This is a genomic window from Martelella endophytica (genome assembly GCF_000960975.1).
GTDB classification, from domain to species: Bacteria; Pseudomonadota; Alphaproteobacteria; order Rhizobiales; family Rhizobiaceae; genus Martelella; species Martelella endophytica.
Genome location: NZ_CP010803.1, coordinates 4,596,270 through 4,614,163 on the forward strand (window position 1 = coordinate 4,596,270; position 17,894 = coordinate 4,614,163).

Consider the following 17,894-nt stretch of genomic DNA (forward strand, 5'->3'; position numbering starts at 1 on the left):
TGGCTTGAGCGGGGCAAAATACCGCTTCGCGGCAGTCTCAAGAGCACGAATTTTGCGACGAGGGACTTGACCGGCGCTCAATCCCTGTCCATTTCGTGGGCCGGAAGAACCGGCAGCGGATCGACGGCACCAGACCGTGCCAGCTGCCCGAAAGCCTAGAACCGGCGGTGCGAATTCCCGTTGTCATTGGCGCGGATGGACCGCCCGTACCGGCCGCGGGCTGGTACGGATGGCTTTTTCGCGTATGCTGCGCCGAATTGGGGCAAAGGCTTCCAAAGAAACTTGGCCGCCCGTTTGATGGCGGTGGCCGCGGCTCTGGCCTGCGGCAAAAACAGAATTGAGACGGAAGACATGGACGTAGTCGTCGTTGAATCCCCTGCCAAGGCCAAAACCATCAACAAGTACCTTGGCAAGGACTACAAGGTATTGGCCTCTTTCGGCCATGTGCGCGATCTGCCGGCCAAGGACGGCTCCGTGCTGCCGGACGACGACTTCTCGATGTCCTGGCAGGTCGACACGGCCTCCGCCAAGCGGGTGAAGGATATCGCCGAGGCAGTCAAGTCCGCCGATGGCCTGATCCTCGCAACCGACCCGGACAGGGAAGGCGAAGCGATTTCCTGGCACGTCCTCGACCTGCTGCAGAAGAAGAAGGTGCTGAAGGACAAGCCGGTCAAGCGTGTCGTCTTCAACGCCATCACCAAGAAAGCCGTGCTCGACGCGATGGCCAATCCGCGCGATATCGACGAGGCGCTGGTGAATGCCTATCTCGCCCGCCGCGCGCTAGACTATCTCGTTGGCTTCAACCTGTCGCCGGTGCTGTGGCGCAAGCTGCCCGGCGCCCGCTCGGCCGGCCGCGTGCAGTCGGTCGCGCTGCGTCTTGTCTGCGACCGCGAAAACGAGATCGAGCGCTTCGTTCCTGAAGAATACTGGAACATCGTCGCCGACCTGAAGACGGTGCGCGGCGACGCCTTCGAGGCGCGGCTGGTGCAGGCCGACGGCAAGCGCGTCCAGAAGAACTCGGTGAAGAACCAGGAACAGGCCCACCGCATCCGCGACCTGCTCGAGGGCGCGACCTATTCGGTGGCGAGCGTCGAGGCCAAGCCCGTCCGCCGCAATCCCGGCCCGCCCTTCACCACCTCGACCCTGCAGCAGGCAGCGTCCTCGCGTCTCGGCTTTTCCGCCTCGCGCACCATGCAGGTGGCGCAGCGGCTTTACGAAGGCATCGCGATCGGCGGCGAGACGGCCGGTCTCATCACCTATATGCGTACCGACGGCGTCTCCATGGCGCCGGAGGCCGTGACGGCTGCGCGTGACGCGATCGGCGACCAGTTCGGCACCCGTTATCTGCCCGAAAGCGCCCGCCACTATTCGGTGAAGGCGAAGAACGCGCAGGAGGCCCATGAGGCGATCCGCCCGACAGACTTCACCCGCACGCCGCAATCGGTGAAGAAATACCTCGATGCCGACCAGTTCCGCCTCTACGATCTCGTTTGGAAGCGCGGCATTGCCAGCCAGATGGCATCGGCCGAGATGGAACGCACCACCGCCGAAATCACCGCCGCCAAGGGTGGCGAAAGCGCCGGGCTGCGCGCCGTCGGGACGGTCGTCAAGTTCGACGGCTTCCTCGCCGCCTATGCCGACAATCGCGAGGAAAAGCAGCCCTCCGACGAGGATGACGATGATGGTCGTCTGCCCGAGATCAACCAGGGCGAAAACGTCGACAAGGACAAGATCCGCGCCACCCAGCACTTCACCGAGCCGCCGCCGCGCTATTCGGAAGCCTCGCTGATCAAGAAGCTCGAAGAGCTCGGCATCGGCCGGCCGTCGACCTATGCCTCGACGCTCGCGACGCTGCGCGACCGCGAATACGTCACCATCGAGAACCGCAAGCTGACACCCGAGGCCAAGGGCCGGCTGGTGACGGCCTTCCTCGAGAATTTCTTCAACCGCTACGTCGAATATGACTTCACGGCGGAACTCGAGGAAAAGCTCGACAAGATTTCCGATGGCTCGCTGGAGTGGAAGCAGGTTCTGCGCGACTTCTGGAAGGATTTCTTCGCCCAGGTCGAAGACACCAAGGAGCTGCGCGTCACCAATGTGCTGGATGCGCTGAACGAGGCGCTGGCGCCGCTGGTGTTCCCGAAGCGGGAGGATGGCTCCGATCCGCGTACCTGCCAGGTCTGCGGCACGGGCAAGCTGTCGCTGAAGCTCGGCAAGTACGGCGCCTTCGTCGGCTGCTCCAACTATCCGGAGTGCAACTTCACACGCCAGCTCGGCGCCGATGCCGAGGCGGATGCCGCCAATTCCAACGAGCCGAACGAGCTTGGAACCGATCCGGAAACCGGCGAGCCTGTCACGCTGCGCTCCGGCCGTTTCGGACCTTATGTCCAGCGTGGCGAAGGCAAGGAAGCCAAGCGCTCGTCGCTGCCGAAGGGCTGGAAGCCGGAGGATATCGACCTCGAAAAGGCGCTGCAGCTTCTGTCGCTGCCGAGAGAGGTCGGCGCGCATCCTGAAGACGGCAAGATGATCACCGCCGGGCTCGGCCGCTACGGACCCTTCGTCCTGCATGACGGTACCTACGCCAATGTCGACAGCATCGAGGACGTGTTTTCCGTCGGCGTCAACCGCGCGGTCTCGATCATCGCCGACAAGCGCGCCAATGGCGGCCGCCGACGCTCTGCGCCCGCGGCGCTCAAATCGCTCGGCGAACATCCCGAAGGCGGCGGCGAAGTGACCGTCAATGACGGCCGCTACGGGCCCTACGTCAAATGGGGCAAGATCAACGCGACCATCCCCAAGGGCAAGGACCCGCAGTCGATCACCATGGAAGAAGCCATTCCGCTTCTCGCCGCACGTGCCGAAAAGGCCGGCGTGAAGAAGCCGGCGAAAAAGGCTGCCGCGAAGAAGCCCGCAGCCAAGAAGACCGCGGCGAAGAAGACAACCGCGAAATCCAAAACCGCATCGGCAACGAAGAAGACGACCGCTTCGAAAAAGACGTCGGCCGAGGCTGAAAAGAGCGACAGTTGAGCGCAAAACCGACCGCCTCCCGGTCCCGCAAGCCGGATGAGATCATTCACGGACAAGTGCCGCCGCGCGATGTGCTCTTGAAGTTCATCGCCGACAATCCCGACCAGGCCTCCAAGCGCGACATCGCCAAGGCCTTCGGGATCAAGGGCGAGGACCGCGTCGTACTGAAAGCTATGCTGCGCGAGCTGGAGGACGACGGCCTTCTGCAGAAGAAGCGGAAAAGCCTGATGCGGCCGGGCGCCCTGCCCCCTGTCACCGTGCTCGACATCACCACCCGCGACAAGGACGGCGAGCTGATCGGCCGCCCCGCCGAGTGGCCTGTCGAGGAAGGCGCGGCCCCCGCCGTGCTGATCCGCCAGCAGGGCGGCGGCAAGAATGGCAGGCGCAAGCCGGCCACCGCCGGGCTCGGCGATCGCATCCTTGCCAAGATATTTCCCTCCAAGTCCGAGACCGGCCCGGCCTACACGGCCCGCATCATCAAGGTCATCGACAAGCGCCGCACCGCCGCGCTCGGCGTCGTGCGCATGCTCGATGACGGCTCGGCCCGACTGATGCCGATCGAACGTCGCGACAGCGAGGTCGAGCTTGCCGACCTTGCCGGCGCCAAGGATGGCGATCTCGTGGAAGTCGATATCCAGCGATCGGGCCGATACGGTCTCGCACGCGGCTCGGTGCTCTCCGTGGTCGGTTCGTTGGCGTCGGAAAAGGCGGTCTCGATGATCGCGATCCACGCCCATGGCATTCCGCACATCTTCCCGAAGGAAGTGCTCGACGCTGCCGAGGCGGCACAACCCGCCACCATGTCGCACCGCGAGGACTGGCGCGACCTGCCGCTCGTCACCATCGACCCCGCCGACGCCAAGGACCATGACGACGCCGTCTACGCCGAGCCGGACACGCGGCCGGAAAACGAAGGCGGCGTGATCGTCACCGTCGCGATTGCCGACGTCTCCTATTATGTCCGCCCGAAATCGGCGCTGGACCGCGAGGCGCTGAAGCGCGGCAATTCGGTCTATTTCCCGGATCGCGTCGTGCCGATGCTGCCCGAGCGGATTTCCAACGACCTCTGCTCGCTGCGCGAGGGCGAGGACCGGCCGGCGCTTGCCGTGCGCATGGTCTTTTCCAAGGAGGGTCGCAAGGCCTCCCACACCTTCCATCGCATCATGATGAAGAGTGCGGCGAAGCTCTCCTACCAGCAGGCTCAGGCCGCCATCGACGGCACCACCGACGACAAGACCGGCCCGCTGCTCGAACCGGTGCTGAAGCCGCTCTGGGCCGCCTACAGGACGATGACGATCGGCCGCGACCGTCGTCAGCCGCTCGAACTCGACATGCCGGAGCGCCGCATTCTGCTGAAGGGCGACGGCACGGTCGACAAGGTGGTGGTGCCGCCCCGCCTCGATGCGCACAAGCTCATCGAGGAGATGATGATCCAGGCGAATGTCGCTGCGGCCGAAACGCTGGAGCAGAAGCGTCAGGCGCTGATCTACCGCACCCATGACGCGCCGTCGCTTGCCAAGCAGGAGACGCTGCGCGAGTTCCTGGCGACGCTCTCCATCCCGCTGGCGAAGGGCGGCAATCTGCGCGCCAATTCGTTCAACGGTATCCTGTCGAAAGCCGAGGACAGCCCGCACAAGGACATCGTCAACCAGATGGTGTTGCGCTCGCAGAGCCAGGCGGTTTACTCGCCGGAAAATATCGGGCATTTCGGCCTGAACCTGATGAAATATGCCCATTTCACCTCACCGATCCGCCGTTATGCCGACCTGATCGTCCATCGCGCGCTGGTCGCCTCGCTCAATCTCGGCGAAGGCGGGCTGACGGCCGAGGAAGAGGCGCAGCTCGACGACATCGCCGCCGAGATCTCGACCTTCGAACGCCGCGCCATGGCCGCCGAACGCGAGACCGTCGACCGGCTGATCGCCCATCATCTGGCCGGCCGCATCGGCGAGAGCTTCGATGGCCGCGTGGCCGGCGTCACCCGCTCCGGCCTGTTCATCGCGCTGCCGGAATATGGCGCCGACGGCTTTGTCCCCGTTTCGACACTCGGCAGCGACTATTTCGTCCACGACGAGGTACGCCAGGCGCTGGTCGGCGAGCGGACCGGCCTTGGCTATCAGCTCGGCGATGATGTCGAGGTGCAGCTCGTTGAGGCGATCCCGCTTGCAGGGGCACTGCGCTTCGACATGCTGAGCTCCGGCAAGAAACTGCCGGCGGCAACCCGCTCGTTCCACAAATCGAAGCGCGGCCGCCCGATGCGCGGAGGCAGGCCCGGCAGGCGCTGAGGGAGGCATGATGGAGGAAGCAGAACACCATCGCTATGGCGAAGGGCGGCAACTGATGCCGGCGATCGTCAACGGCCTCAAGTGCCGTTGCCCCGCCTGCGGCAAGGGACGCCTGTTCGGCAAGTTCCTGAAGACCGTTGACGCCTGCGAAGTCTGCGGCACGGAAATCCACCACCACCGCGCCGATGACCTGCCGGCCTATCTCGTCATCCTGATCGTCGGCCATTTCATGGTCGGCGGTTATATGAGCGGCGAAGCGCTGATGGACGTTCCCGCATGGGTGCATCTCGCCATCTGGGTGCCGCTCACCACCCTCGTCGCCTTCCTCGTCATCCAGCCCGTCAAGGGCGCCGTCATAGGCCTGCAATGGGCGCTGAAGATGCACGGGTTCGACGGCAAGGGCGACGATGAGCCGGCAGAGTTTTAGGCTGGGCTTCCCGAAACCTTCATCAACACGATACCGGCGATGATCAGCGCTCCGGCGATCAAACGGCCGGGCGTTGCCGCTTCGCCGAGCACGACCACGCCGACGACGAAGGCGCCGACAGCACCGATGCCGGTCCACACGGTATAGGCCGTGCCGAGCGGCAGCGTGCGCATGGAAAAGGACAGCAGCACGAAGCTTGCGAGCGATGCGATGATGGTGATCGCCGTCGGCACCAGAAGGGTGAAACCGGCGGACTTCTTCATCGAGAAGGCCCAGACGACTTCGAGAACACCGGCGATTGCGAGATAGAACCAGGCCATGGCGCGGCCCTCCTTTTGAAGTGGCCGGGCCGTCCCGGAATGAGAAGATGCGCGGGTCGTCCCGCACGGCTCTCCTAGCCGAACCTGGCTGCACCGGTCAAGGCGGTTCTAGACCTGCGTGCTGACCCTGTTCTTGCCCTCGCGCTTGGCGCGGTACAGCGCGGCATCGGCGCGTGCATAGAGCTCGGACTGCGGCTCGCCCTTTTCCGCGAGGGTGACGCCGGCCGAGCACGAATACCAGAAGTCGGGATAATCGACGAGCGGGCGAAGGCCGCTGATCTGGCTCAGCATGTGCTCGATGATCGCAACCGCTTCGGCGAGCGTGGCGCCTGGCAGAACAAGGCCAAACTCCTCACCGCCGAGCCGTCCGAAGCAATCCGTTCGCCGGACGATCGCCGATATCTGCTGAGCAAAGCCGATGAGAAGCTGGTCGCCGGCGAAATGGCCGAAACGATCATTGATCTGCTTGAAATTGTCGACGTCGAGGATGGCGAAACAACCGGCCGGCTGATCCTGCGGGCGGGCTTCGCGCGACTGCAAATCTGAGAGACGTTCCATGACGAAGCGGCGGTTGGCGATGCCGGTCAGATCGTCGGTCAGCGACGACTTCAGCGCCAGGTCTCGCTCCTGCCTCAGGTTTCGTCCCTGTGAGCGCAAATCGGTAACGTCGTTGGCAAGGCACATCATCCAGCCGTCTTCGTCCACCGTCTCGGTCATCCACAGCCAGCGGCCATCGTGCACATCGGTCTCGAAGGCACGGAACGGCACCTTGCCGCGGCGGGACAGCGTGCCCTTGAGCCACAGTTCGAAATCGGGATTGGAGATCACCGTGCCGCGCCCCGCATGGAAATTGCGGCGCATGAGCTGCGGCCAGTCAGGATACTCGTCAGGACCGATGAAGAATGCCTCGCGGTAATGGCGGTTGGCAAAGACCAGTTGATCGCGCTCATCGAAAATGGCGAAGAACGTGTCGGCAAGCTCCATCAGGCGGAGTATCTTTTTCAGTTTGCGTTCCATGCCCGAAGTTCGCACCCTAGACGTCACGGTTTCTGCCTGACTTTCCTCGGCAGCCCCTTATTTCTGTTCGCACGGTTTGCCAAAGGCTGCAACGGGAAGCGTGTGCTGACAGAAACGACAATTTACTTTCGGCGCTATGGCTTATCGGAAATGTATTGACGATCGTCAAGGATTGCGAACCGAATCTCCGTTCCTCAGCGGCATCCGAGCCAGATCACATGCCGCGCACCACGGCGTTTGGCATTGGCGCGCACCGTCTTCACCTCGGTGAGGAAACCGCTTTTCTTCATACGGGCGGTGAAACGATCATCCGGCCCGGACGACCAGACAGCAAGCACGCCTTTCGGGCTCAGCGCCTCGCGGGCGCGGGCGAGACCGGCAAGATCGTAAAGCCGATCATTGGCAGCCCGCGTCAAACCGTCCGGCCCGTTGTCGACATCCAGCAGTATGGCGTCGAACCCAGCTTTTGACTGCGCGATCAGCTGCGTGACATCGCCCACGGAGATTTCCATGCGAGGGTCGTCGAGCGCGCCCTGGAACACATCCGCCATCGGCCCCTTCGCCCAGCGGACGACCGCCGGCACCAGCTCTGCCACAACGATGCGCGCATCGGCAGGCAGCACGGCGAGCGCTGCCCGGAGCGTGAAGCCCATGCCGAGGCCGCCGATCAGCACGCGGGGGCCTGCGCAGCCTGCAAGCTTTTCTGCGGCGAGCTCCGCAAGCGCCTCCTCCGAGCCGGAAAGGCGGCTGTTCATCAGCTCGTTGGCGCCAAGCATGATGGAGAACTCCGCGCCGCGTTGCTTGAGGCGCAACGTCGCTGTCTCACCTGGAATTTCGGCTCTGTCGAGCTCGATCCACGGAATCATCGGCCTCTCTCTTTCAGGATTTCCCGCGCCCTGCTACATAGCCCATTCTCGTCGCGCGCCAAGGGCCCGGCCGCGGGAAAGGGCGATGACGAGCGGTTTCCGCGGCAATTTTACCGCCAATGGACGCCCTGAAGGCCGATCTCGTGGATTTCGGGCATGCTTCTCCTTGACTTTTGCTTCAGGATTCGTAGTGTCCGGCCAGATTTTGCCGAGGTCAGCCAGGCTGTCGCGGTAGGAAGATGAAGCGTCCCGAGCGGGCGCTTCCTGATTTTTAGGAAAAATTCCGGGCGTACCGGTTCCGTCGTTCCAGTGAGAAGACGGATTGCTCTTGAAGGCGGAATAAAATGGCAAAGGCAACAACGATCAAGATCAAGCTGCTGTCGACGGCAGATACCGGCTTTTTCTACGTCACCAAAAAGAACAGCCGCACGATGACGGACAAGATGGTCAAGACCAAGTATGATCCGATCGCGCGCAAGCACGTCGAGTTCAAGGAAGCCAAGATCAAGTAATCTGGTTTTCAGAACTGTTTCTTGAAAACGCGCGGGCGCTTCGCCCGCGCGTTTTGCGTTATGCCTGCATGCGTGAAATCAGGCGGGGGCGGAGTACGGTCATCAATAAAGCCAGCGCGATGCTGGCCAATCCCATGGCCGCAATCTGCCCCGGATAGCTGACGCCGATATCGATCAATGCCCCCGTCAGCCCCGGACCGACCGCCGTTGAAAACACGATCAGCGCGATGACGATGGAGCGAATGCTGCCCAGATGTCTCGAGCCATAAAGCTCGGGCCACAACGCTCCGTTCAGCGTGCCTGAAGCGCCCATCGACAGGCCGATGAGGGGCATGAACACATAGGGTGTCCATGCCGCACCGGAGATGCCCATCACCAGACAGGCCGCCGCGATCGGCACCAGCAGGAAGGGCAGCACGGCGACGGAGGAGAACCGGTCGACCAGCGCGCCGGTCACCAGCATCGAGACCAGGCTCGCGATCGACAGCAGGAAAAACGAGCCCGCAAACAGTTCCAGCGTCCAGCCGCGCAGCTCCACCAGATAAACCTGATGGAAGAAGATCGTCGTGCCGATGAAGGGCGGCGCCAGGAAGGCGCACAACACAGCCCAGAACAACGGATCGCGCAGCACCTCGCCGCGCGTCCAGTCACGCGGTGTTGCTGCCGTCTTGCGGCCGAGCGCCTCGCTCTGCGGCTCACGCTCCACCCGCATCAGCACCGAGATCAGCGGCAAGCCGACGGCGAGGATCATCACCGCCGCCGCGATCCAGCTGCCGCGCCAGCCGATCAGTCCGGACACGAGAACAAAGATCACCGGGAAAGTCGCCTCTCCGGTCTGCAGGCCGAGCGAGGACAGCGATACGGCGCGTCCGCGCATGGCATTGAACCATCGGCCCATCGCCGTCACCGCCGTGTGGCTCATCATGCCCTGCCCGAAAAGCCTGAGCATGTAGAGCGACAGGAACAGCAGCGCGACATGGTGCGAGACCGCCATGATGAGGGTGGCGACCGCCAGAAGCGGCATGACAATGAAAACGACCTGGACGACGCTGCGCGTATCGACGATGCGGCCGAGCCGCGTCAATGTCAGAGCGCTCAGCAACGTCGCGCCCATGTAGATGAAGCCGAAATCGCCAGGGCTCAGTCCATATTCGGCACGGATGTCGCCGGCAGAAAGGCTGATGAAATAGGTCTGACCAAAGGCGGTGAAGTAGTTCATCAGAAAGGCGCCGCCCACCCAGCGGGCGTTTTCGCGCAGGAATGACAGAAGGTTCATGGAAAGGGCCCCCGAAAGAAGTGACTGCGGGCCGAACCGAAAGCGTGGACTTTCCTCCCGGCGCGCCAGGCCGGGGCCTCTCGCGCGGATCGCGATGGGCTGATCACGGGAAGGTTAGCGTATGCTGTTGCAAAAGGCCAACCCCACCTCAATGCGATCCGCGATCGGGATCCGCCTCCCCGCCCTTGCTAGCAGGAACAGTTTCGCCAACCTGGTTCTGATCCTTCTCTGCCTTCGCCTCGGCCTTTCTGCGGCGACGTTCGCGCCGGGCGTGATTGAAGGCGCCGATACGAGCGCGCAGGCCGGCAATGCCGCGACCGAGAAAAACGCGACCCCGATCCACTTCCCGAAGCTCGGTCGCATAAGCGACGGCGAGCGCATTGCGATAGCTCTGCAGCCCCTCGCTCAGCGTCACTTCCAGGCGGCGCATGACGGAGACCCAGACGGGCGAAACCAGCAGGGTGATCGCCGTCATGGCGATGACGAGACGATAGAGATCCTCGCCAAGCGCTGCGGCTGAAAGACCGGCAGCGGCAAGCACGAAGGAAAACTCGCCCACCTGCGCCATGGAAAGGCCCGCCACCAGCGCCGTCTGCGGCGAGGATCCGGTCCAGCGCAGCAGCATCACGTTCAGCACCGTCTTCGCGGCAATCACGCCGACCGCCGTGAGCAGAACAGCAAGAAGGTTGTTCCAGATGAAGCCAAGATCGATCAGAAGGCCGATGGAGAGGAAGAAGATGACCAGCAGCACGCTCTGGATCGGCTCGACCACCGGAATGACGCGGCTGCGCAGCGTCGAATTGCCGACACAGATGCCGGCGAGGAAGGCGCCATAGGCCGGCGACATGCCGGCGACGCCGGAGATTGCGGCAGCGGAAAAGCAAAGGGCGAGCGCGCCGAGCGCCAGAAGCTCCACCTTATCCTCGACCTTCTCGGCATAGGGGATGCGCAGCTTGCCGAAGCGGCCGAAATACCAGAGAAGCCCCGCCATCATGCCGACGGCGACGATCACCTTGACCGCCGTTGCCGTGACGTCGAAGCCGGCGCCGCCGAAGCTCGACACGAAGATCAGCATCGGCACCACGGCAATGTCCTGGGCGATCAAGACGCCGACGGCGATGCGGCCGGCGTCGCCGCGCAGCATGCCCATCTCGTCCAGCATCTTCATCGCCACCACGGTGGACGAAAGCGCGATGACGAAGCTGAGGATCACCATTTCCCGTGGCGTCGCCTGCAAGAAGAAGCCGATCAGCACTGCCAGCAATGCCGCGCTGGCGAGCTGCCCGCAGACCACCAGCAGCGCCTGCCTGAGAGAGACGACGAAGGCCCTGATCGAAAGCTCCATGCCGATGAAGAACAGCAGCACGACGACGCCCATCTCGCCGAGAAAGGCGACGCTTTCATTGTTTTCGATCAGCCCCAGCCCCGTCGGGCCGAGCAGGATGCCGGCGAGGATGAATCCGACCAGCGGTGGCTGCCTGAGCCACAGAAAGCCAAGTCCCGCCAGTGCGGCGACAGCAATCACCAGTGCCACGGCAATGAGATTGCCGCCATGGGCGCCAGCCTGCGCGACCGTTTCCTGAACCACATGCTCCATCGCCACCTTCCTTTCGACGGCAGAATAAGGTCGGAGACGGCGAAACCTCAAGCCGGCGCCCGGTGACAGAAATATAACCAGCGCTTATCTTGCGATGCATGATTTCTATCGCTTCCGCAAGATACTGAAAGATTTATATAAATTCCTGCCGCGCACGAAGCGGAATTGTGGAAAAGCAACGGAATCGGGGCATCACGCAGGCGCGCGTTGCGCAGCGCAGCGACGATTTTTCTTTTTCGCCTGTAAAAATCGTCATATATTATTAATCATAAATGGAGGAGACGACATGAGTTTATCACGTTCCCTGCATACCATCCTGATCAGCGCCGCGTTTGTGTTCGTGGCAATCATGCTTTTCATCTGACAGGATTTTGCGCGCAAGCGCCTTCGTGCCAGCCGGTCCACTGAATCATTTGTCGGAACCGGCTGCCATAGTTTCGCGTTTCTCAAGTCATATTGACTTTAACATCGGTCGATGCGGGCAATGTCTGCAGGGCCGATGTTGGTCCGATCGCCGCCCGCATTGCGGCGGTCGGACGGAACAACCGGCACGGAGTGAAACATGTTTGACAGCAAGACCACGACCAGCGACATCCTCGAACGCCTGCATCTGAGCGAGCCGAAACCGGCAGCATCGGCAACCGCGCTGGTGCGCGACGAAATCGACGCCCTCGCCAGAACCGCCCGCAAGCACCCGGCCGGCAGCGGCTCGGCTCTGGCGCTCGTCGGCCTCGTCGCCTTCGGCATCGGCTTCCTGGTCGGCCACGCGGACAGCTCCGAATCGGTTCCGCGCAAGCGCCTGTTTCGCCAGCGCCCGAAGCGGTGGCCGGCCCGAACGACGCATAGCGGCGGCGTTTTCAGCGGCCGCAAGTAAGGCGCTGATATCCAGGACTGACGAGGCGCCGTTCGGCGCTGACAAAGCTGCTGAGCTTGAGGACAGTACCCGTCTGCCTTTAGCACATGGGGTGTCCCGAGCCGTCTCGGGTGACGAAACGAAAAGCCCGCCAGAAATGGCGGGCTTTTCGTGATGACAGAGCCGACAAGGAAGGCCTGCCTGAACTCAACATACTGAAATAATGGTAAAAATGGTCGGGGTGGCGGGATTCGAACCCACGACCCCTTGACCCCCAGTCAAGTGCGCTACCGGGCTGCGCTACACCCCGACCCATGCCGCCGAAACGGCCCGTCCCCTTTAGACTTTCGCGCCGGCCCGCGCAAGGGCAAAAGAGCAGGTGCGATACAAAAAGAAGGCTCCGCCCAGAGTGATACGCACGGCGAAAACCATCGCCGCCGCAGAGCCTGCGACCGACGCTGGTCGTCCCCACCCGGTGATGACGCTATCAGCTGACGAACAGGGAAAGAACGAAAGCTGCGATCAGAACGATCAGCGCCAGAATGGCGAGTGCCCAGAAAATCTTACGATTGTAGAGCGGGGTCATCATATAGCAGGACGAACAAACCGGACGTCCGAAACGAAGATGATGACCACAGTACTTGCAATGGAAAAACCGCATTCTTTCCATTTCTCCGTGGTTTTTTGTTGGTGCACCGCGAGGCGCACGGCATTTATAAAATTAGCTATGACTAAAGCATCAGATTAACAACTTTTGGTTCATCTAGGCTCAAGGCATGATGCCAATGGTGGCGCTATCAATGTTAGATCAAGCTTATATGAAAAATCAATGCCCGATCATACTTCAACCAAAAATGGCGTAGGAAAATGTGATTTTTGTCACAGATCGCTTCGCCGTCGCTCGCCACGCCCCTTGGCCCCAAGGTTCAGTAAGAAATAGCGAACACATAAATTCGGCATTTGCTGGCTTTTTGATCAATTGCAAGAAAATCGGTATCACAATTTACATGAGCTCTCCCTGGCGTGAGAACTTTCACCACACCGTCAGGCTGTAACCGCACGAGTCAACCGTTACGCACCGCGTGGTGGTACTTCCGGTAGATGTCATCAATATCGACGGTCGGCTGTGGCGGCTTGATTTTCATGTCGCGGAGCGTGTCGAGGATGATGTTGGCCGTTGCCAGGTTTCGAAACCATTTCCGGTTGGCCGGGATCACATACCAGGGCGCATGCTCGGTCGAGCAATTGGTAAGCATCGCCTCATAAGCCGCGATGTAGTCGTCCCAGCGATCGCGCTCGGCATAGTCGGAGGTGGAAATCTTCCACTGCCGGTCCTTGTCCTGCAGCCGCTTCTCGAAGCGTTCGAGCTGCTCGTCCTTGGAGATGCACAGGAAGAACTTGACGATGGAGACGCCGTTTTCGCTCAGGAATTCCTCGAAATTGTTGATCTGGTGATAGCGCTTCGACCACACCTCCTCCGGCACGAGGTTGTGGACGCGGGCAACCAGAACATCCTCGTAATGCGAGCGGTTGAACACCGCGACCTGTCCGAGAGCCGGAGTGCGCTGATGCACGCGCCAGAGAAAGTCGTGCGCCCGCTCGACGTCCGTCGGCTGCTTGAAGCTTGCGACATAGGTGCCCTGCGGGTTCATCGCGGTGATGACGTGCCAGCAAACGCCGTCCTTGCCGGCAGCATCGATCCCCTGCAGCACGATCAGCAGTGCGTGCTTCTTCTCGGCATAGAGCTCTTCCTGCAGCGGCGTGATCGCCTCGAGAACGGAACCGAGCGCCTCCTTGCCCGCCTCCTTGTCCTCCACATCACCGTGATAGTCCGGGTCGAACTCGGAAAGCTTAACCGTACTTCCGGGTGTGACGATCAGTTTCTTGCGATAGTCCACGTCTCTCACTCCTCGTCGTTTCGTCTGCAAATCAACCGACCCGGCTAACGGTTAAGCCGGGCATTGACGACGTCAATAGACATGGCCCGCCGCGCGCTGCGGTTTTCGAGAACATGATCGATGCCGATCCTGACGCCTCCTATGATAAACAGCCAGACAAGCAGATAGATCCAGACGAGGCCAATGGTCAGCCAGGGAATTTGCGGCACAAGAATGCCGAAACCGCACATCAGCACCGCGACCAGTTGCGTCGCCACGATGGCGATGACGAGCGGCAGGGCCGGATAGGGCCGCTTCATGAACCAGTTCTCCTTGCGCGAGACCAGCATCAGCAGGTGGCCGCCGGCAACGAGCTGCAGGAACATCATCGATTGCAGATGCGCCTGATCGGTGAGCCCGAGCCCCGGCCAGCGCGCGGCGTCCGAGAGCACCTCCATGCCGATGAGCAACAGGCCGAAGGACTGCACGATGGAAAAGAAGCCGAGCACCGCGGAAACCGAAAACAGGTGCGGCATGCGCCACTTGATCGGCTGTTCGGAAACGCTGGTATTGTCATAGGCGACGGTCATGATCGGAATGTCGTCGAGCAGCGACATCAGCACGATCATGATCGGCGTCAGCGGCTGGAAGCCGAGGAAGATCGTCGAAAGCACGACCAGGAACATGATGTCCATGGTCAGCGCCACACGATAGATGGTGTAGCTGGTGATCCGCCCGAAGATGCGCCGTGCCTCGTCGATCGCATTCTGGATGACCGAGAGGCCGGGTGCGGTCAAAATCAGCGCCGCCGCGCCCCGCGCGGCATCCGTGGCGCCGGAAACGGCGATGCCGCAATCGGCCTGCTTCAGCGCCGGCGCGTCATTGACGCCGTCGCCGGTCATGGCCACGAGATGGCCGTTCTTCTGGAAGGTCTTGACGATGGCATACTTGTGCTCGGGGAATACCCGGGCGAAACCGTCGGCTGTCAGGATACGGTTGGCGATCGGTCCTGGAACGTTGTCGGGGTCCATATCCTTCGGAAACACATCGGCGGCTGTCAGGATGTTGGTTCCAAGGCCAAGCTGACGGGCAGTCTCACGGGCGATCGCCGTGTCATCGCCGGTGATCATCTTCACCGTCACGCCCTTGCCGCGGACATTCTCGATGGTCGCTTTGGAATCGTCGCGCGGCGGATCGAACATCGGCAGCACGCCAAGCAGCGTCCAGCTCTTGCCGTCATCGTCTGAGCGGGCGACGGCAAGCGCGCGATAGCCCTTGGCGCCGAGTTCGGCCACATGGGCGTCCACCGTATCCGCCACAGCCTTGTCGCCACCGGCGAGCATGACGATGGCATGCGGCGCGCCCTTGGCCGTCAGGAAACGCTTGCCGTCCAGGCCCGTCACCTCGGCTTCGGTACGCTTCGAAACCGGATCGAAAGGCGTAAACTTTCCGATGCTGTAGCCTTTCAGCACACTCACGTCGGGCAGCGCGCCGATTACGGCGCCGTCGATGGCATCGCCATCTTCCGCGCGTGAGGCAAGTGCGCCGGCGAGCACGATGTCGGCCGCCGCCGCGCCGCCGATCGCGATCGGCTCGCCAAGGGTCAGGATATTCTTGGTCAGCGTCCCGGTCTTGTCCGAGCACAGAATGTCGGCACCCGCCATCTCGTCGATCGAGGAGAGCCGCGAGACAATCGCCTTCTCCTTGGAAAGCGCCAGCGCGCCGAGCGCCATGGTGATCGAAAACACCGCCGGCATTGCCACCGGGATCGAGGCGACGAGCAGCACCAGAACGAACTGAAGGATGCCGAGCGCATCGGAAAGCCCCCAATTATCGGCAACGACAATATCGGTATAGACCTCGACCGCGACCATGATCAGCGCCAGCACGACGGCAACGACAATCAGGAAATTGCCGATCTGGAACATCGCCTTCTGCGCCTGGCTCACCGCGCCAGCCCCGGCCACAAGCTTCGCCGTGCGGCCGAAGAAGGTGTTGGCGCCGGTGGCGATCACCACGGCGTTCATCTCGCCCTGCTTGACGACGCTTCCGGAATAGGCGCTGTCGCCGATCTTCTTGTTTACGGGCAGCGATTCCCCGGTCAGCGCCGCCTGGTCGATCGAGGCATAATCGCCCTCCACCAGCCGGATATCGGCCGGCACGATGCCGCCGAGCCTGATCTTGACGATATCGCCCGGCACGAGGGTAGCCGCATCCACGACCTGGAAGCTGCCGTCACGCAGCGCGGTGGCCTGCGGCGCAAGCGAGTTCTTCAGCGCGGCAAGCGCATTGGTCGCCTTGCTGTCCTGGTAGAATTCGAGCCCCGCATTGAACAGCAAAAGACCGAAGATGATGGCGAAGTCGCCGAGGTCACCGAGAAACAGCGACACGAGAGCCGCAGCCTCGATCATGAAGGCGATGGGCCCGACGAAATGGCCGACCACCTGGCGCCAGAGACTGGTCTTCTTTTCGGGAAGCGCATTGGGCCCATACTGGGCAAGGCGCCTTTCGGCTTCGGCGGTGCTCAGCCCTTTGGCGGGATCGCTCTCAAGCTGCCGCAATACGTCATCAACAGGGATCGTTTCCAGATCCCGGCTATCCTGATTGTCCGTCATCCGCTTTCTCCAGCATCGCCAAATGCAAACCCGGAACGGTCCACTACCCGTTTCTGCTACTATAAGACGAACCAGAATCGGGCAATTTTAGCAATATGCCGGACGGAAAACCGCGCTTACGCGGATGAGATTATCCCATCCACGCTGATTTCATTTGACGAAACGCAAATGAACGCCGGTTCAGGCAGATTTTCGTAAAGAGAACGGGACGGGGTTGCGACGGCGCCGTCAGCGCACCTGATCCAGCAGACGCTTGCATTCCAGGAGATCGTAGAGAACCTCCTGCAGCATCGCGTCATCGGAGCGCGTCAGCCCCGAGGCCGGTGAAATCTCGCCGTCATCATCCTTGCCGCGCCGGAAGAAGCCCTTCGACTTTTTCGGCCGGCCGACGACCTGATCGTCGTCGAACATGGAGGGCTGGTCGGCCTTGTCCGCCGGCACCTCGGGCGCTGGCGTCAGCGCCTCCATCAGCTCGGCATCGCCGCTACCGACAGCGGAAACGAAGCGGTTGCCATTGCTGCGCAGCAGCTTCTGCACGCCCTTGATCGTGTAGCCGTGATCGTAGAGGAGATGGCGGATGCCCTTCAGGAGCTCGACATCCTCCGGGCGATAGTATCGCCGGCCACCGCCGCGCTTCATCGGCTTGACCTGCGTGAACCGCGTTTCCCAGAAACGCAGCACATGCTGGGGCAGATCCAGATCCTCGGCGACTTCCGAAATGGTGCGGAACGCTTCCGGGCTCTTGTCCATGATGAAAGGCCTCTCGACAGCAACGAATCGTTGTTATTTCAGCGCGGTCTGCGCCGAAACACAAGCCTTGTCGATGAAAGAGAAGAAACGCTCAGGAAGCGGTGCGCGAGGCAGCCTTTTCAGCGCGGGCCTTGCGGGAAACATGCGACTTCAGAATTTTCTGCTTGAGCACGTTGGAAGCCTTGAAGGTCATGACCCGGCGCGGCGAAATCGGCACTTCCTCGCCGGTTTTCGGGTTGCGGCCGATGCGCTCATTCTTGTCGCGCACCTGGAAGGTGGCGAAAGAAGACAGCTTCACGGTCTCGCCGCGGACGATGGCGTCGCAAATCTCGTCGATCACTGTTTCGACCAGTTCGGCAGATTCCGTCCGAGACAGCCCCACCTTGCGGAACACCGACTCGGCGAGGTCTGCACGCGTCACAGTTTTGCCTGACATTGCCACACCCCAGTTTTTGACTAATTCCCCGTTTTG

The 17,894-nt window shown here is 61.9% G+C and carries 14 protein-coding genes and 1 tRNA gene; 5 read left to right on the forward strand and 10 right to left on the reverse strand.

Annotated features, from left to right (window positions below; translation table 11 throughout):
• Nucleotides 1–351 precede the first annotated feature (351 nt).
• Genes topA through TM49_RS21460 form a run of 3 tightly spaced genes read left to right on the forward strand, consistent with a single transcriptional unit; the run spans nt 352 to nt 5,739 of the window.
• Complete coding sequence (gene topA, locus TM49_RS21450) at nt 352–3,027, forward strand: type I DNA topoisomerase (protein ID WP_045685654.1); 2,676 nt, start codon at nt 352–354, stop codon at nt 3,025–3,027.
• Complete coding sequence (gene rnr, locus TM49_RS21455; protein ID WP_045684226.1) at nt 3,024–5,312, forward strand: ribonuclease R; 2,289 nt, start codon at nt 3,024–3,026, stop codon at nt 5,310–5,312. The genes topA and rnr overlap by 4 nt, the downstream gene beginning before the upstream one ends.
• Nucleotides 5,313–5,319: 7 nt before the next feature.
• Entirely contained in the window at nt 5,320–5,739 is a 420-nt protein-coding gene (locus TM49_RS21460) for a DUF983 domain-containing protein (protein ID WP_045684227.1), read from the forward strand.
• Here the strand turns inward: TM49_RS21460 and TM49_RS21465 are convergent.
• From TM49_RS21465 to TM49_RS21475, 3 genes are all read right to left on the reverse strand, one after another.
• Nucleotides 5,736–6,059 carry a DMT family transporter gene (locus TM49_RS21465; RefSeq protein ID WP_045684228.1) on the reverse strand — a complete coding sequence of 108 codons (324 nt, stop codon included), beginning with the start codon at nt 6,057–6,059 and terminating at the stop codon, nt 5,736–5,738. The two genes, TM49_RS21460 and TM49_RS21465, sit on opposite strands and share 4 nt — an antisense overlap.
• A gap of 108 nt (nt 6,060–6,167) precedes the next feature.
• Entirely contained in the window at nt 6,168–7,076 is a 909-nt protein-coding gene (locus TM49_RS21470; RefSeq protein WP_045684229.1) for a GGDEF domain-containing protein, read from the reverse strand.
• Between the two features lie 194 nt (nt 7,077–7,270).
• Nucleotides 7,271–7,942: a spermidine synthase gene (locus tag TM49_RS21475; RefSeq protein ID WP_045684230.1), complete on the reverse strand. Its 672-nt coding sequence runs from the start codon at nt 7,940–7,942 to the stop codon at nt 7,271–7,273.
• Nucleotides 7,943–8,286: 344 nt separating this feature from the next.
• Between TM49_RS21475 and rpmG the strand changes: the two genes are divergently transcribed.
• On the forward strand, nt 8,287–8,454 hold the full coding sequence (gene rpmG, locus TM49_RS21480; protein ID WP_045684232.1) for a 50S ribosomal protein L33: 168 nt from the start codon (nt 8,287–8,289) through the stop codon (nt 8,452–8,454).
• Between the two features lie 58 nt (nt 8,455–8,512).
• Here rpmG and TM49_RS21485 read toward each other — a convergent pair whose 3' ends face one another.
• Nucleotides 8,513–9,730, reverse strand: a complete 1,218-nt coding sequence (locus TM49_RS21485; protein WP_045684234.1) for an MFS transporter — start codon at nt 9,728–9,730, stop codon at nt 8,513–8,515.
• A 148-nt stretch (nt 9,731–9,878) separates the two neighbouring features.
• Entirely contained in the window at nt 9,879–11,327 is a 1,449-nt protein-coding gene (locus TM49_RS21490; protein WP_045684236.1) for a cation:proton antiporter, read from the reverse strand.
• 562 nt (nt 11,328–11,889) lie between these two features.
• Between TM49_RS21490 and TM49_RS21495 the strand changes: the two genes are divergently transcribed.
• Complete coding sequence (locus tag TM49_RS21495; RefSeq protein ID WP_045684238.1) at nt 11,890–12,201, forward strand: hypothetical protein; 312 nt, start codon at nt 11,890–11,892, stop codon at nt 12,199–12,201.
• 212 nt (nt 12,202–12,413) lie between these two features.
• On the opposite strand, the gene TM49_RS21500 is transcribed toward TM49_RS21495, so the two are convergent.
• The 5 genes from TM49_RS21500 to TM49_RS21520 form a co-directional block, all read right to left on the reverse strand.
• Nucleotides 12,414–12,490, reverse strand: a tRNA-Pro gene (locus TM49_RS21500).
• A gap of 754 nt (nt 12,491–13,244) precedes the next feature.
• A complete protein-coding gene (locus tag TM49_RS21505; protein WP_045684240.1) occupies nt 13,245–14,078 on the reverse strand; it encodes a polyphosphate kinase 2 family protein in 834 nt (277 codons plus the stop codon).
• A gap of 44 nt (nt 14,079–14,122) precedes the next feature.
• Nucleotides 14,123–16,672 (reverse strand): plasma-membrane proton-efflux P-type ATPase, encoded by a 2,550-nt coding sequence (locus TM49_RS21510; protein ID WP_045684242.1) that lies wholly within the window; start codon nt 16,670–16,672, stop codon nt 14,123–14,125.
• 228 nt (nt 16,673–16,900) lie between these two features.
• On the reverse strand, nt 16,901–17,422 hold the full coding sequence (locus TM49_RS21515) for a MerR family transcriptional regulator (RefSeq protein WP_045684245.1): 522 nt from the start codon (nt 17,420–17,422) through the stop codon (nt 16,901–16,903).
• 91 nt (nt 17,423–17,513) lie between these two features.
• Complete coding sequence (locus TM49_RS21520) at nt 17,514–17,858, reverse strand: integration host factor subunit alpha (protein WP_045684247.1); 345 nt, start codon at nt 17,856–17,858, stop codon at nt 17,514–17,516.
• Nucleotides 17,859–17,894 lie beyond the last annotated feature (36 nt).